Source organism: Paraburkholderia tuberum STM678 (assembly GCF_902833905.1).
In the GTDB taxonomy this organism is placed as follows: Bacteria; Pseudomonadota; Gammaproteobacteria; order Burkholderiales; family Burkholderiaceae; genus Paraburkholderia; species Paraburkholderia tuberum.
The window spans coordinates 39,952-55,625 of record NZ_CADFGP010000041.1; the positions used below are offsets into that span (position 1 = coordinate 39,952).

13 protein-coding genes, 2 pseudogenes and 1 riboswitch are annotated in these 15,674 nt (G+C 66.7%); of the genes and pseudogenes, 11 read left to right on the forward strand and 4 right to left on the reverse strand.

The genetic code is table 11. The annotated features are described in order from the left end of the window. Positions 1–4 precede the first annotated feature (4 nt). Positions 5–658 carry a TetR/AcrR family transcriptional regulator gene (locus HWY30_RS28945; RefSeq protein WP_090801787.1) on the forward strand — a complete coding sequence of 218 codons (654 nt, stop codon included), beginning with the start codon at positions 5–7 and terminating at the stop codon, positions 656–658. A 28-nt stretch (positions 659–686) separates the two neighbouring features. Here the strand turns inward: HWY30_RS28945 and HWY30_RS28950 are convergent, their stop codons facing one another. After that, entirely contained in the window at positions 687–1,061 is a 375-nt protein-coding gene (locus HWY30_RS28950; protein WP_176078966.1) for a hypothetical protein, read from the reverse strand. A gap of 199 nt (positions 1,062–1,260) precedes the next feature. On the opposite strand from HWY30_RS28950, the gene glpD reads away from it, so the two are divergent. The 3 genes from glpD (at position 1,261) to HWY30_RS28965 (ending at position 5,333) form a co-directional block, all read left to right on the forward strand. Then, on the forward strand, positions 1,261–2,790 hold the full coding sequence (glpD, locus tag HWY30_RS28955) for a glycerol-3-phosphate dehydrogenase (RefSeq protein WP_090801790.1): 1,530 nt from the start codon (positions 1,261–1,263) through the stop codon (positions 2,788–2,790). A 259-nt stretch (positions 2,791–3,049) separates the two neighbouring features. Then, positions 3,050–4,549: a glycerol kinase GlpK gene (glpK, locus tag HWY30_RS28960; RefSeq protein WP_090805462.1), complete on the forward strand. Its 1,500-nt coding sequence runs from the start codon at positions 3,050–3,052 to the stop codon at positions 4,547–4,549. Between the two features lie 97 nt (positions 4,550–4,646). Then, entirely contained in the window at positions 4,647–5,333 is a 687-nt protein-coding gene (locus tag HWY30_RS28965) for an HAD family hydrolase (RefSeq protein WP_090801791.1), read from the forward strand. A gap of 95 nt (positions 5,334–5,428) precedes the next feature. Here the strand turns inward: HWY30_RS28965 and ribB are convergent, their stop codons facing one another. From ribB to HWY30_RS28980, 3 genes and pseudogenes are all read right to left on the reverse strand, one after another. Further along, positions 5,429–6,148: a 3,4-dihydroxy-2-butanone-4-phosphate synthase gene (gene ribB / locus HWY30_RS28970; protein WP_176078967.1), complete on the reverse strand. Its 720-nt coding sequence runs from the start codon at positions 6,146–6,148 to the stop codon at positions 5,429–5,431. Between the two features lie 148 nt (positions 6,149–6,296). Then, positions 6,297–6,480: riboswitch (FMN riboswitch) on the reverse strand. Between the two features lie 137 nt (positions 6,481–6,617). Continuing rightward, positions 6,618–7,319 (reverse strand): helix-turn-helix domain-containing protein, encoded by a 702-nt coding sequence (locus HWY30_RS28975; RefSeq protein ID WP_090801795.1) that lies wholly within the window; start codon positions 7,317–7,319, stop codon positions 6,618–6,620. A gap of 131 nt (positions 7,320–7,450) precedes the next feature. Beyond that, positions 7,451–8,128 (reverse strand): annotated as a pseudogene (locus HWY30_RS28980) (MFS transporter); the annotation flags it as partial. Between HWY30_RS28980 and HWY30_RS28985 the strand changes: the two are divergent. From HWY30_RS28985 to lnt, 7 genes and pseudogenes are all read left to right on the forward strand, one after another. Then, positions 8,119–8,775 (forward strand): annotated as a pseudogene (locus tag HWY30_RS28985) (substrate binding domain-containing protein); the annotation flags it as partial. The pseudogenes HWY30_RS28980 and HWY30_RS28985 overlap by 10 nt on opposite strands. A gap of 132 nt (positions 8,776–8,907) precedes the next feature. Beyond that, positions 8,908–10,293 carry a tRNA (N6-isopentenyl adenosine(37)-C2)-methylthiotransferase MiaB gene (gene miaB / locus HWY30_RS28990; RefSeq protein WP_090801796.1) on the forward strand — a complete coding sequence of 462 codons (1,386 nt, stop codon included), beginning with the start codon at positions 8,908–8,910 and terminating at the stop codon, positions 10,291–10,293. Positions 10,294–10,336: 43 nt separating this feature from the next. Beyond that, positions 10,337–11,419, forward strand: a complete 1,083-nt coding sequence (locus HWY30_RS28995; RefSeq protein WP_090801798.1) for a PhoH family protein — start codon at positions 10,337–10,339, stop codon at positions 11,417–11,419. A gap of 82 nt (positions 11,420–11,501) precedes the next feature. Next, positions 11,502–11,963 carry an rRNA maturation RNase YbeY gene (gene ybeY, locus HWY30_RS29000; protein ID WP_090801800.1) on the forward strand — a complete coding sequence of 154 codons (462 nt, stop codon included), beginning with the start codon at positions 11,502–11,504 and terminating at the stop codon, positions 11,961–11,963. Positions 11,964–12,004: 41 nt separating this feature from the next. Then, complete coding sequence (locus HWY30_RS29005; RefSeq protein WP_090801802.1) at positions 12,005–12,664, forward strand: gamma-glutamylcyclotransferase; 660 nt, start codon at positions 12,005–12,007, stop codon at positions 12,662–12,664. 219 nt (positions 12,665–12,883) lie between these two features. Next, a complete protein-coding gene (locus HWY30_RS29010; protein ID WP_090801803.1) occupies positions 12,884–13,789 on the forward strand; it encodes an HlyC/CorC family transporter in 906 nt (301 codons plus the stop codon). Between the two features lie 118 nt (positions 13,790–13,907). Next, the gene (lnt, locus tag HWY30_RS29015) at positions 13,908–15,665 is read left to right on the forward strand and encodes an apolipoprotein N-acyltransferase (protein WP_090801805.1); all 1,758 of its coding nucleotides are present in this window, start codon (positions 13,908–13,910) and stop codon (positions 15,663–15,665) included. Positions 15,666–15,674: the final 9 nt, after the last annotated feature.

Sequence of the window (15,674 nt, forward strand, 5' to 3'; positions counted from 1 at the left end):
GCGCATGCCCAAGACGCTCTCCGCCGACGACATCCAGCAGTTTCGCGAAGCCATGCGACGCGTCGCCGAAAACGCATTTGCGACCCGCGGCGCGCAAGGCGTGACGATGCGCGAGCTGGCGAAGGAGCTCGGCTGCAGTGCGATGACACCGTATCGCTATTTCCGCGACAAGGAAGAAATTCTGGCGATGGTCCGCGCCGCCGCGTTCAACCGCTTCGCCGCGCGCCTCGAAGCGGCCGCGCGCGGCATCCCCGCGAACGCCCCCGCCATCGATCACAGCGCCGTCGGCCGGGCCTACGTCGACTTCGCGCTCGATGAACCGCACGCCTACCGTTTGATGTTCGATCAGACGCCGCAACAGCGAGGCGCTTACCCTGAACTGGCCGCGGCGTCGCAGCGCGCGTGGCGTCTGCTGGAAGCGCACTTCGAGCGGCTCGTCGAGGCGGGTATTCTCGAAGGCGATCCGCGCCTGATCGGCTATGCGTACTGGACGAGCCTGCACGGCTTCACGATGCTCGCGCTCGCGAACCAGCTACCGCCGTCGGCCGCGCAACAGGCGGATTCCGCCGGCGACGGAGCGCCGCAGCCATCACGTGAAGCCGTGTTCGCGCAGCTTTTGCGCATGCTGTGGCGCGGAGCGTTGGCGCCGCACAAGTGAACCGGCTCGCCGGTCAACCCGTTGCTGCTTAACCGTTACGCAAGGTCGGATCGGCACTCGCACGCCAGCTGATCGCCCTTGCGCGTTGCTCGTTGAAAAACTCGACCCACTGGTTGCGCACCTTCGGATCGCTGCTCGTCGCCTCGCTCGCATGGCGCTGCGCGATCGATGCCTGGAACGCGCAGAAGTCGTCGTTCGACAGCCGGCCGCGCCGGTTCGCCACATAGGCATCGAAGAACGTCTCATAGACGTTCTGCGCGTCGCTGCCGTAGTCGACGGTTTGCGGCGAGCACATCTTCTGTAACGCCTCGAACGACGTTGCGCCCCTCGTCTCTTCCAGACTCGGCGTACTCACGCATCCCGCCAGCAGCGCCGCCGCGCCGATCATCAAAAGTCCACGCATACATCACCTCGAAATGGCTGCTACCGAGAGTATCGTCCGCGGTCGCGCGTTGTGTCACTCCCGTGCCATTCGACCTAGGCTCGCTCGGGTCGAAGCGAACTTTACTTTTTCGAATATGTTCATTAAAGTTCGAAAACGAACATGCTTCATTCAATTTGCTTTCCAACTTACTCCCAGATTCGATGCAGAGGCTCACCAGGTGACGCAAGGCACGAAATACGATTTGCTCGTCGTCGGTGGCGGGATCAACGGCGCCGGCATCGCCCGCGACGCGGCCGGCCGCGGCCTGGCGGTGCTGCTGTGCGAGCAGGACGATCTGGCCGCGCACACCTCGTCGGCGAGTACCAAGCTGATCCACGGCGGCCTGCGCTACCTCGAGTACCGCGAGTTCGGGCTCGTGCGCAAGGCGCTGCAGGAGCGCGAGACGCTGCTGCGCGCGGCGCCGCACATCATCTGGCCGCTGCGCTTCGTGATGCCGCATATGCCGGATCTGCGCCCCGCCTGGCTGATCCGCGCGGGTCTGTTCCTGTACGACCATCTGGCCAAACGTGAGCTGCTGCCGGGCTCGCGCGGCATCGTGATGAGCCGGCATCCGGCCGGCGCGCCGCTCGTCGAAACGATCAAGCGCGGCTTCGTTTATTCGGACGGCTGGGTCAACGACGCGCGCCTCGTCGTCCTGAACGCGCTCGACGCGCACGAGCGCGGCGCGACGATCCTCACGCGCACGAAGCTGGTCAACGCAGAGCGCGCCGGCGGCGAGTGGCGCGCGCAACTGCAACGCGCGGACGGCACGACGCTCGACGTGCGCGCCGCCGCGATCGCCAACGCGGCGGGCCCGTGGGTCGGCGAGCTGCTGAAGGGCGCGCTCGGCCGGCCATCGGCGCATAGCGTGCGGCTCGTCAAGGGCAGCCACATCGTCACGCGGCGCCTGTTCGAACACGACCACGCGTACATCTTCCAGAACGCCGATAAGCGGATCATCTTCGCGATTCCCTACGAGCACGACTACACGCTGATCGGCACCACCGACCTCGAATATCGCGGCGACCCGTCGCAAGTCGCGATCGACGCCAACGAAACGCAGTATCTGTGCGATTCGATCAACCGCTACTTCAGGCAGAAGATCTCGCCGGCCGACGTGCGCTGGAGCTATTCGGGCGTACGCCCGCTGCTGGAGGACGAGAACGCGGACAATCCGTCGGCGGTCACGCGCGACTACTCGCTCGAACTCGACGCGCCCGCGGAACAGGCGCCGCTGCTGTCGGTATTCGGCGGCAAGATCACGACGTTTCGCAAGCTCGCCGAGCAGGCCGTCGATACGCTCACCGACGCGCTGCGCCACGGCGGGTCCGCGTGGACCGTCGACGCGCCGCTGCCGGGCGGCGACATCGCACAGGCGAACTTCAATCGCTTCCTCGGTGAGTTCTCGCGCGAGCATGCGTGGCTGCCGGCGTCGCTCGCGCATCGGCTCGCGCGCGCGTATGGCACCCGCGCGAATCGCGTGATCGGCCTCGCGCGCTCGCGCGCCGAGCTCGGTCGCGAGTTCGCGCCGGGACTCCACGAAGCCGAGCTGGTTTATCTGCGCGATACCGAATGGGCGCGCACCGCGCAGGACGTGCTGTGGCGGCGCTCGAAGCTCGGCCTGCACGTCGAGCCGGGCACGCTCGATGAGGTTACGCGCGATATCGACGCGTGGTTCGCGCGCGAACCGGCCCGGCAGAGCGCGTAGGCGGCCCGGCCGGGCAAACTGGCATGCCCCGACAAAAGCGGCGGCAAACACAACGCGGCGCCAATGCGGGGTGAAGCAAACGGCGCGGGCCAGTAGAAACGGCGCACACCATCCGCGCGCCCCGGGCCGGCGCCACCGCAGCTTCGGCTGGACGACACCGGCACGCGCCGTCACACTATGGCGGCCCGCTCACGACAACACGCCGCTCGCATCGCCGGCCAGCAATCCGGCGATCCGTAACATGCATGGAGAAGAGACAATGCTGGATCAGTACGTTCTCGCGCTTGACCAAGGCACCACCAGCTCGCGCGCGATGCTGTTCGACCGGCGCGGCAACGTCGTGTCGACCGCACAAAAGGAATTCCAGCAGATCTACCCGCACCCGGGCTGGGTCGAGCACGATCCGCAGGAAATCTGGTCGACGCAGGCCGGCGTCGCCGCCGAGGCGGTCACGCGAGCCGGCATGAACGGCACGTCGATCGCGGCGATCGGCATCACGAACCAGCGCGAAACCACGATCGTGTGGGATCGCGAAACCGGCCACCCGATCTACAACGCGATCGTCTGGCAGGACCGCCGCACCGCCGACTTCTGCGACGACCTGAAAGCGCAGGGTCTCGAAGCGAGCGTGCGCGCGAAGACCGGCTTGCCGATCGACTCGTATTTCTCGGCGACCAAAATCCGCTGGATTCTCGACAACGTCGAAGGCGCGCGCGAAAAAGCGCGTCAGGGCCGGCTCGCGTTCGGCACCGTCGACAGCTGGCTGATGTGGAATTTCACGAAGGGCGCGCTGCACGTCACCGACGTGACCAACGCGTCGCGCACGATGCTGTTCAACATCCACACCCTGAAGTGGGACGACGAACTGCTCGCCGCGCTCGACATTCCGCGCAGCATGCTGCCGGAAGTACGGCCGTCGTCGGAGGTGTACGGGCCGACGGTGACCACCGTGTTCGCGTCGAAGATTCCACTCGCGGGCATCGCCGGCGATCAGCACGCCGCGCTGTTCGGCCAGATGTGCACCGAGTCCGGCATGGTCAAGAACACCTACGGCACCGGCTGCTTCCTCGTGATGAACACGGGCGCCAAACCGATCGAATCGAACAACAATCTCGTCACGACGATCGCCTGGCAGATCGGCGAGCGTATCGACTACGCGCTCGAAGGCAGCATCTTCATCGGCGGCGCCGTGGTGCAGTGGCTGCGCGACGGCCTCGGCATCATCAGGAACGCGGCGGAAATCGAAACGCTCGCGCGCGGCGTGCCGCATTGCGACGGCGTGTATCTCGTGCCCGCGTTCGCCGGCCTCGGCGCGCCGCACTGGAACGCGCATGCGCGCGGCACGCTGTTCGGCGTCACGCGCGGCACGACCTCCGCGCATCTCGCGCGCGCGGCGCTCGATTCGATCGCCTATCAATCGCTCGATGTGCTGAAGGCGATGGAAGCCGACTCGGGCATTCGCATCGGCGAGTTGCGCGTGGATGGCGGCGCCTGCGCGAACAATCTGCTGATGCAGTTCCAGGCCGACATCCTCGGCGTCGACACGGTGCGCCCCCAGGTGTCCGAGACCACCGCACTCGGCGCCGCCTATCTGGCCGGTCTTGCGGTGGGCTACTGGAAGGACATCGACGAGTTGAAAAGCCAGTGGAAGCTCGAGCACCGCTTCACGCCGGCGCTACCGCATGCGGAGGTCAGGACCTGCCTCGATGGCTGGCAGCGCGCGATCCGCGCGGCGAAGGCCTGGGCCGATACGCCGTAAGGACGCGGTCCGAAAGTACGTATGATGACGCTTTTCATCCCGGCGCGCGGGCCCGCAACCCGCCGCCCGCGCGCTTTGCGCTTACCGTTTTTCAGGCATGATCGACCACCTCATCTGTGACTGCGACGGCGTGCTCGTCGACAGTGAAGTCATCGCCGATCGCGTGATGTTCGACACGCTGACGGCCACTTTCCCCGGCATCGATTTCGCCGCCGTCGTCAAAACCGCGTTCGGCCAGCAAACCTCGCGCTTTCTCGCCGGCCTCGAAACGCGGTTCGACATCACGCTGCCGGTGAACTTCCTCGACACGATCGAGCACCATGTCGAGCTCGCGCTCGCCGCGTCGCTCGGTCCGATCCACGGCGTGCGCGACGCGCTGCAACGCGTGACGCTGCCGGCTGCGGTCGTGTCGAACAGCCGTATGTCGCGCGTCGCCGCATCGGTACGGCGCGCGGGTCTGCAGCAGATTTTCGGCGAGCGCGTGTTCAGCGCCGAGCAGGTCGCGCGGCCGAAGCCGTATCCGGACGTCTATCTGTTCGCGGCCACGACGCTTGGCGTCGTGCCGGCGCGTTGCCTCGTCGTCGAGGACAGCGTCGCGGGTTTGAACGCGGCGCGCGCGGCCGGCATGAAGACGATCGCGTTCGTCGGCGCGAGCCATATTCCGGACGGCTACGCGGATGCGCTGCGCGCGATGGGTATCACGCGAATCATCAAGCATATGGATGAACTGCCGGCGCTCATCGAGGCGGGCGTGGGCGGCGAATTCGGCGACGTGCAGTCGTAGCGGTTTTGCGCAACGCCGATAAAAAAGCCTGTTCTTCGGAAGAAGAACCGGCTTTTTTGCGTCATGGCGTCGCGTGCCGCTCGATGGATGGCCCGTCAAGCCTCGGCCATCGCGCCCTCGCGCACCTGCGCGAGCGACTCGCGAAACTCGACCAGCTCGGCGATCGTCAGCATCGGCAGATCATGTTGCGCGGCGAAGCGCTCGACGTCCGCGCCACGCGTCATCGTGCCGTCGGCGTTCATCAGTTCGCACAGCACGCCGGCCGGCTTCAGGCCCGCGAGAATCGCCAGATCGACGGTGCCTTCGGTGTGGCCGCGCCGCGCCAGCACGCCGCCCGGCATCGCGCGCAGCGGGAACACGTGGCCGGGGCGCACGATGTCGGCGGGTTTGGCCGTATCGGCGATCGCGGCGCGGATCGTGGTCACGCGATCCTGCGCGGACACGCCGGTGCTGACGCCTTCGCGCGCTTCGATCGACACCGTGAACGCGGTGCCGTGACGGCTTTCGTTGTTGACGGCCATCGGCGGCAGTTCGAGCGCGCGGATCTTGTCGTCGGGCAGGCACAGGCAGACGATGCCGCTGCATTCCCGGATCAGCAGCGCCATCGTTTCGACCGACAGGCGCTCGGCCGCGACGATCAGATCGGCTTCGTTCTCGCGGTCGTGGTCGTCCTGCAGCACCACGGCGCGGCCCTCGCGCAGCGCCTGCAAGGCGGCGGCGATACGCGGCGGAACGGCTTCGGTGGCAAGCAGCGGGAGATCGGCGAAGGCATCGTCTGCAATCGTCGACGGAGCAGGAAAAGTAGCAAAGGACATAGTTGAAACGCTCATCGCAAAAGTTGGGCGAGAAACGTTTCAGGGCATTGCAAACAGACTGACACGCGCCGCCCAGGCGCCGCGCGAAAGCGGACGCTGATACGCCACCCAGGCTACAGGCGGCGTCGCGGAACGCACATGACTGTCTGCACATCTTCTTCCATCCGGACTATGACCGTCGGCTCTGGCTTCTGACCAGATCTGCTGACCCCGCCGCTGTCTCCGCTATTCCGAAGGCTAAGCGATGCGGGCGCTCGCGGGCTTGCCGGCTCACGCTGTCGCGCTGCCGGCCTACCGCCGGTGGGGAATTTCACCCCGCCCTGAAGACGCACTGATTGCCGGTTCGACCGGCGGCCGAAGCATACAACAGTCGCGCGAGCGCTGCAGCGCGACGAACAAAGACCCTACTCACTGCATTGGACCTGCATCGACGCCCTGAGCCGCGCTTGAACCTCGAACGCGTCGATTCTCAACCCGGCACGTCTTCGCGCGCGGCTTCGTCGCGTGCGGCGCCCGCGGCCGGCACTTCCCAGCGCGGCGGCGTCTCAGCCCGCAGCGTCACGCGAAACGCGCGCGCCTCGGTGTCGCCGGGATTGCGCAGGCTGTGCGGCTGGTCGGCGTCGAACACGATCGCGTCGCCGGTCGCGAGCAGTTGACGCTGGTCGTGCACGCTGACTTCGAGCGTACCGTCGCTGACCACCAGATTCACCGTCGTGCCAGGCGCGCGGCGCACGCCCGCTTCGGTATGCAGCGGGGCGATCCGCAGTTCGTGAAACTCGGCGGCGATCGACTCGTCGTCGGGATAGAGCGGCCGCACCGAGTAGCAACCGTTCGCGCTGACCACGCGGGCCGAGCGCTCGGCCGGCAGATGCTCGAAGCCGTTGGTCGCGTGACGCCGCAGGAACGCCGCCACCGACACCTTCAGCGCCGCCGCCACCTTGCACAGCACCTTGATCGACGGCACGCTGCGCGCCGACTCGATCTGCGCGAGCATGGCGCGCGACACGCCTGATGCGCGCGCCAGCGCATCGAGCGAAAGCTGCCGTTCGGCGCGCAGCCGCGCCAGATTCACGCCGACCAGCTGTTCGAGCGCATCGAAGGGTTCGGCCGAGCGCGGCGCCGCGTCGGTGTCGGCAGAGGGATCGCGGACCAGCGCGAGCGGGGAATGCATATTGGCCTCCAGAGCGCCGCCAGGCGGCGCAAGAGCAGTAAGGTGGAAGCAAGATAGCATCGGCTTTGGCCGCACCCAACGAAGTTATCTTCACACTGTTATCAGCATGGCGGAGGCAAGCAACTGACGACTCACGCGCTTTGCGCGAGCGCGCGCGCCGGCGCATCCATGCGCGCCGCGAACCACGTCAGCAGCAGCGCGGCGACGCTGACCGCGGCCGCGACCCACGGCAAGGTATCGAGCGCGTGACCGTGATTGATCACGAGACCGCCGAGCCACGCACCCGCCGCATTGCCGACGTTGAACGCGCCGATGTTCAGTGTCGACGCGAGATTCGGCGCGGCGGCCGCCTTCTCGACCACGCGCATCTGCAACGGGGGCACCGTCGCGAACGCCGCGATGCCCCACACGAACACCGTGATCGCGGCAGCCGCTTGCGAATGGCTGGTGCGCGCGAAGATCGCCATCACGACCGCGAGCGCGGCGAGAATGCCCATCAGCGACGGCATCAGCGCGCGGTCCGCAAGCTTGCCGCCGACCATGTTGCCGACCGTCAGGCCCACGCCGAACAGCACGAGGATCAGCGTCACGCCGCGCGGCGAAAAACCGCTCACCTGCTCGAGGATCGGCGCGATATAGGTGAACACGACGAACACGCCCCCGAAGCCGAGCACCGTCATCGCGAGGGCGCTCCACACTTGCGGGTCTTGCAGCACGCGCACTTCGTGGGCGAGGCCGGCGGGGCCGGTGTCGTGGCGGTTCGGCACCAGCGCGCTGATGCCCGCGAGCGACAGCACGCCGCAACCTGCTGATGCACTGGCTCGACGAGTTCAACGCGCTGTACCCGGACGTGACGTTCGCGTTGACGCTGTCGGATGCGCTGGCCAATCTCGTGCAGGAGGACATCGATCTGGCGATCCGCTTCGGCGTGCCGCAGGACAGCTCGCTGGTCGCGCGCCGGCTCGCGCCGAACCGGCGGGTGCTGTGCGCATCACCGGCATACGTCGGGCGTCGCGGCGAGCCGAAGGACCCGCTCGACCTCGCCAATTTCGACTGCATCGTGCTCGGCACCGCATCGGGGCCGGCCAGCGAATGGCGCTTCACGCGCGGTGACGAGGTGCAGCACTACAGCGTGCCGTTCGAAGCGGCGCGCGAAACCAACGACGGCGCGGTCGCGCGCGAATGGGCGCTGCGCGGCTACGGCATCGCGATCAAATCGATGTGGGACGTGGAAGCGGACCTGCGCGCCGGCCGCCTGAAGATCCTGCTGCCGGAATGGCGCTACCCCGATGCGCCGCTGCACGCGCTGTATCACCGCAGTCGCTTCATGGCGCCGCGCGTGCGCGTGCTGCTCGATTTCCTCGCCGAGCGCTTCGCGCAGGTGTCGGATGAACTGGAAAGCCTGCTGGGACTGCCGCCGGACCGGCCAATGAGCGCCGAAACCCCCGTTGCGTGAAGGGCTATAATATGCAGTTACGCTGCAAAGACACGCGCAAGCCGGCCATCACGCGCCGCGCTGTCCCGCGCCGCGGCCTCCTTCACCTTTTTACGACGCCCCCAGGTTAACCACTGCGACCGGCGAAATTCGATGACCAAGAAAGTTTATGTAAAAACCTTTGGCTGCCAGATGAACGAGTACGACTCCGACAAGATGGTCGACGTGCTCGGTGCCGCTGAAGGACTCGTCAAGACCGACACGCCGGAAGACGCCGACGTGATCCTGTTCAATACCTGCTCGGTGCGCGAAAAAGCGCAGGAAAAAGTCTTCTCCGACCTCGGCCGCGTACGCGAGCTGAAGGACGCGAATCCGAATCTGATCATTGGCGTGGGTGGCTGCGTCGCGAGTCAGGAAGGCGCATCGATCGTCGCGCGCGCACCGTACGTCGATATCGTGTTCGGTCCGCAAACGCTGCACCGCCTGCCGCAGATGATCGACGAGCGCCGCGCGAGCGGCCGCGCGCAGGTCGATATTTCGTTTCCCGAAATCGAGAAGTTCGATCACCTGCCGCCGGCGCGCGTCGAAGGTCCGAGCGCGTTCGTGTCGATCATGGAAGGCTGCAGCAAGTACTGCAGCTACTGCGTCGTGCCGTACACGCGCGGCGAGGAAGTGTCGCGTCCGCTCGACGACGTGCTGACCGAAATCGCCGGCCTCGCCGACCAGGGCGTGCGCGAAGTCACGCTGCTCGGTCAGAACGTGAACGCTTATCGTGGAAAATTCGGCGGCGCGCCGACCGTGGGTTCGACCGAGATCGCCGACTTCGCGACGCTGATCGAATACGTCGCGGACCTCCCCGGCATCGAACGGATCCGCTACACGACGTCGCATCCGAAGGAGTTCACGCAGCGCCTGATCGACACCTACGCGAAGGTGCCGAAGCTCGTCAGCCACCTGCATCTGCCGGTGCAGCACGGCTCCGACCGCATCCTGATGGCGATGAAGCGCGGCTACACCGTGCTCGAGTACAAGTCGGTGATCCGCAAGCTGCGCGCGATTCGCCCGGACCTGTCGCTGTCGACGGACATGATCGTCGGCTTCCCCGGCGAGACCGAGGAAGACTTCGCGAAGATGATGGCGCTCGTCGAAGAGATGAAGTACGACACGAGCTTCTCGTTCATCTACAGCCCGCGTCCCGGTACGCCGGCCGCGAACCTGCACGACGACACGCCGCGCGAGGTGAAGCTCAAGCGCCTGCAACATCTGCAGGCCACGATCGAAGAGAACGTGCAGCGCATCAGCGACGCGATGGTCGGCAAGGTCGAACGCATTCTGGTCGAGCGCCCGGCGCGCAAGGACCCGAACGAGCTCGCGGGCCGCACCGGGAACAACCGCGTCGTCAATTTCCCGGCGCCGGTCGCGTCGCATGCACGGCTGATCGGTCAGATGGTCGACGTGAAGATCGTGCACGCGTATCCGCACTCGCTGCGTGGTGAACTCGTGATGGTTCACGACGACAGCGCCGCGACGACGCATTGAACGACATTCTGAGTACCGCAACCGACAGGATCGACTCACCGCCTTGAAGACCACTCAGCAGCCTCTGGAATTCACCGCACCGCGCGAAGATAATGCGCGGCTCGCCAACCTCTGCGGACCGCTCGACGAAAATCTGCGGCAGATCGAGCAGGCGCTCGACGTGACCCTGCAGCGCCGCGGCCACCGCATCGCGATCCGCGGGCGCGGCGCGAAGCTCGCGCTCACCGCGCTCGAAAACTTCTACAACAACGCGCGCGAGCCTTTGTCGGTCGACGACATCCAGCTCGCGCTCATCGAAGTGCGTCATCCGGTGCGTCATCGTTCGAATGGCAACGGCAATGGCAATGGCGACACCGTCGACGCGCACTTCGCCGGCAATCCCGATCACCCGTTCGACCAGCCCGCCGACGCCACTGCGAGCGAGGACGACTTCGAGGAATACGGCCCGAAGCTGTACACGCGACGCGCGGATCTGCGCGGCCGCACGCCGGCGCAGCGCGAGTACCTGAAGCAGATCGTGTCGCACGACGTCACGTTCGGCGTCGGCCCGGCCGGCACCGGCAAGACCTATCTCGCGGTGGCCTGCGCGGTCGACGCGCTCGAGCGCGACCAGGTCAAACGCATCGTGCTGACGCGCCCGGCCGTCGAGGCGGGCGAGCGGCTCGGCTTTTTGCCGGGCGATCTCGCGCAGAAAGTCGATCCGTATCTGCGCCCGCTCTACGACGCGCTGTACGACCTGCTCGGCTTCGACAAAACCGCGAAGATGTTCGAGCGGCAGATGATCGAAATCGCGCCGCTCGCATACATGCGCGGCCGCACGCTGAATCACGCATTCATCATCCTCGACGAGGCGCAGAACACCACGCCCGAGCAGATGAAGATGTTCCTCACGCGAATCGGCTTCGGCTCGAAGGCGGTCGTCACCGGCGACACGACCCAGGTCGATCTGCCGCGCGGCCAGAAGAGCGGGCTGATCGAAGCGCAACAGGTGCTCGCGAACGTGCGCGGCATCGCGCTCACGCGTTTCACGAGCGCGGACGTGGTGCGGCATCCGCTGGTCGCGCGAATTGTGGAGGCGTACGATGCGCATGCGCAGAAGTCGCCGGCCGCGGTCGATCCGCGCTAAAGCGATGCGCTTCGCAGCGCGAGGCCCGCGTCGCCTCGCCGCAAAAAAAGACTGAGCCAGGAATGCCACGCATAGAAACCGCATGAGCCGCACCCCGAAACTGACGTTGAGCCTGCAATTCCCCGCCGCCAAAGCCTGGCCGGAACACAAGGCGCTGCTGCCGCGCGCGACGGTGGCCGGCTGGATCAAGGCGGCGCTATTCGCGGACGGCGAACTGACGGTTCGGTTCGTCGACGCCGAAGAAGGCCGCACGCTGAATCGCACCTATCGCGGCAAGGATTACGCGACCAACGTGCTGACCTTCGCCTATGCCGAATCGGAAGATGATCCGGTCACGGGCGATCTGATTCTGTGCTGCCCGGTGGTCGAGAAGGAAGCCGCCGAGCAGGGCAAGCCGCTCGCCGCGCATTACGCGCACCTGCTCGTGCACGGCACGCTGCATGCACAGGGCTACGACCACGAGGTCGAAGAAGAAGCCGAGGAAATGGAAGCGATCGAAGCCGAAATCCTCGGCAAGCTCGGCTTTGCGGACCCTTACCAATAGGCGTTCCGCCCCTCCTCGACGCCAGCCCGCCCGAACCCACCGTGAGCACTCCGTCCCCCGAAGCCGATATCCCCGTGCGCTGTCCGGACTACCCGCCGGTGCTCGGCGACTCGCGGCTCCTGACGGACGACGAACTGCGCGCGTCGCTCGAATCCACGTTGCGCGGCTGGGACCGCCAAAGCGATCTGTGGCTGTTCGGCTATGGCTCGCTGATCTGGAACCCGGGCCTGCCGACCGTCGAGGCGATGCGCTCGAAGGTGCACGGCTATCACCGCGGACTCTATCTGTGGTCGCGAGTCAATCGCGGCACGCCAGAGCAGCCCGGCCTCGTGCTCGCGCTCGATCGCGGCGGCTCGTGCACCGGCATGGCTTTCCGGCTCGCGGCCGATGGCTCGAGGCCGCATCTCGAAGCACTGTGGCGCCGCGAAATGCCGATGGGCTCGTACCGTCCCGCGTGGCTGCCGTGCGTGCTCGCGGACGGCCGGCGCGTCGACGCGCTCGCATTCGTGATGCGCCGCGACGTGCCGAGCTACACCGGCAAGCTGCGCGACGACATCATCCAGACCGTGCTGGGCTGTGCGAGCGGCCGCTACGGCACGACCTTCGACTACGTGAGCCGCACCGTGCACGCGCTGCGCGAAAGCGGCATGCCGGACCGCGCGCTCGAAGCGCTGCTCGCGCGCTGCAAGCCGGCCGTGTGACCGCCGCATCTCGGCGAAAACCCCACCCGCGACTTTTTTGCCAGCGAGCGCTTTTGCCCGCGTAATCGGTTAGGATGATTCCACGCTCCGCCGTCGCGGCGGGGCCGTTTCACCCTGGCTTCGCTCATCGCCGGGCCCGGCGGGACACGGTTCCGCCATGCGCCTGGTGTATCCTTAACGCACTGCAACAGCGCGCCCAGTCTCGCCGGGCGCACTACCATGAACGACACGTATCCCAGTCGACGCCATACCGGACGTCAACTCGACAAACCGCAGGAAAAGCGCACGCTGCTCGAGCGCCTGACCGACTTCATCTCGCCCGAGCCCGACTCGCGCGCCGAACTTCTGGAAATTCTGCAGGACGCGCACGAACGCAACCTGATCGACGCCGACTCGCTGTCGATGATCGAAGGCGTATTCCAGGTGTCAGAACTGAGCGCACGCGACATCATGGTGCCGCGCGCGCAAATGGACGCGATCAACATCGCGGACAATCCCGCTGAATTCATCCCCTACGTGCTGGACAAGGCGCATTCGCGCTATCCGGTCTACGAGGGCAATCGCGACAACATCATCGGCGTGCTGCTCGCGAAAGATCTGCTGCGCTACTACGCCGAAGAAGAGTTCGACGTGCGCGGCATGCTGCGCCCTGCCGTGTTCATCCCCGAGTCGAAGCGGCTGAACGTGCTGCTGCACGACTTCCGCGTGAACCGCAACCACCTCGCGGTGGTCGTCGACGAGTACGGCGGCGTCGCGGGCCTGATCACGATCGAAGACGTACTGGAGCAGATCGTCGGCGACATCGAGGACGAATACGATTTCGACGAGGAGAGCGGCAACATCATCGCTTCGCCGGACGGACGCTTCCGCGTGCGCGCGCTGACCGAGATCGAGCAGTTCAACGACACCTTCGGCACGCATTATTCGGACGACGAGGTCGACACGATCGGCGGGCTGGTCACGCATCACTTCGGCCGGGTGCCGCATCGGGGCGAGAAAGTCCGCCTCGACGACCTGATCTTCGAGATCCTGCGCGGCGACGCCCGCCAGATCCACATGCTGCTGGTGCGCCGCGACCCGCTCGCGGGCGAGCGCGAGCGCGAGTCACAGCACGCGCAGACCTGAGCCGGCGGCTCGGGCCGATGCACGGCCTGAGCGCCCGCGCGCTTTCATTGCCGACGCATTTGCCAACTCGTTTGCCTACTGAGTTGCCCTTTCAACTACCGACGCCGACCGCGCAACAATGGCCGACCCGATCACTTCCCGTTCGCACCGCGGCGTGAGCGCCCCCGCTCCCGCTCCCACCGAAGACGGCACACGCAGCCGCGCGCTGCCGCGCTGGCACTACCTCGTCGCCCTGGCCGCTGGCGCGGCCAATACGCTGTCGTTCGCGCCGACGCCGCATGGCGGCTGGCTGCAACTCGCGATCTTCGTGTTCTTCTTCGCGTGGCTCACGCGCAGCACCGGCTGGAAAAGCGCCGCGCTGACGGGCGGCGCGTTCGGCTTCGGCAACTTCGTGAGCGGGGTCTGGTGGCTGTATGTGAGCATGCACGACTACGGCGGCATGCCGGCACCGCTCGCCGGCACGGCGCTCGTGCTGTTCTGCCTGTATCTCGCGGTCTATCCGGCGCTCGCCGCGGGGGTGTGGTCGTTCTGCGCGGGCCATGCGCGCAACGGCGCGGCCGACGAGCGCGCGCCATTCTCGCCGACCTGGCACGGCGCGCTCGCCTTTGCGAGCGCGTGGGCGATCGGCGAATGGCTGCGCGGCACGGTGTTCACCGGCTTTCCGTGGCTCGCCACCGGTTATGCGCAGGTCGACGGCCCGTTGGCGGGGTTTGCGCCGGTGGTCGGCGTATATGGCGTCGGTTGGATGGTTGCGCTCACCGCCGCGTTGATCGTGCAGGCGTTGCTGGCGCTGCCGCCGAGGCGGCGCTCCGGGCGGGCGAATGAATCGCTCGAGCCGAACGCCAGCGCCGCTGATGACGCCGGCGGTCGCGCCGCGCGGGGCCGCGGCACGCGCATCGCCCCCATCGTCGTGCCTGCTGGCGTCGCGCTCGCGCTGCTCGTGATCGGCCTGCTGCTGCCGCTCGTGCAGTGGACCACGCCCGCCAACGCGGCGCTGTCGGTGCGGCTGCTGCAAGGCAACGTGAAGCAGGAGATGAAGTTCGAGGAAGCCGGCTTGCGCGCGGCGGTCGACGAGTATCAGCAGATGATCACGTCGAAGCCGGCCGATCTGATCGTCACGCCGGAAACCGCGATCCCCGTGCTCGCGCAGCAGCTTCCGCCGAACTTCGCGGCCGCGATCCGCCAGTTCACGGATTCGACCGGCAGCGCGCTGCTGTTCGGCGCGATCGGCGGCACGATCACGCCGGACGGCCGGGTGGTCGACTACACCAACAGCCTGTTCGGCGTCACGCCCGGCTCGCACGAGATTTATCGCTACGACAAGCACCATCTGGTACCGTTCGGCGAATTCGTGCCGTGGGGCTTCCGCTGGTTCGTGAACCTGATGAACATTCCGCTCGGCGATTTCTTCCGCGGCCCGCCGGTACAAAAGCCGTTCATGGTGCATAACCAGCCGGTCGCGGTGAACATCTGCTACGAGGACATCTTCGGCGAGGAGATCGCGCGCACGCTGCGCGAGAATGCGACGCCCGCCGGCGTGCTGATCAACTCGACCAATCTCGCGTGGTTCGGCGACACGATCGCGCTCGACCAGCATCTGCAGATCGCGCGCATGCGCTCGCTCGAAACCGGCCGGCCGATGCTGCGCGCAACCAACACCGGCATCACCGCCGCGATCGACGCGAACGGCCGCGTGATCGGGCGCCTGACGCCCTACACGGTCGGTTCGCTCGACGTGCGCGTGCAGGGCACCTCAGGCTACACGCCTTACGTGACGAGCGGCAACAACACGGTGCTCGCGGTGTCGGCGCTGCTGCTCGCGTTCGGTTTCGCGTTCGGACCGGGGCTCGCGCGGCGACGCAACGGCAAGCGGTAACGCCGACGC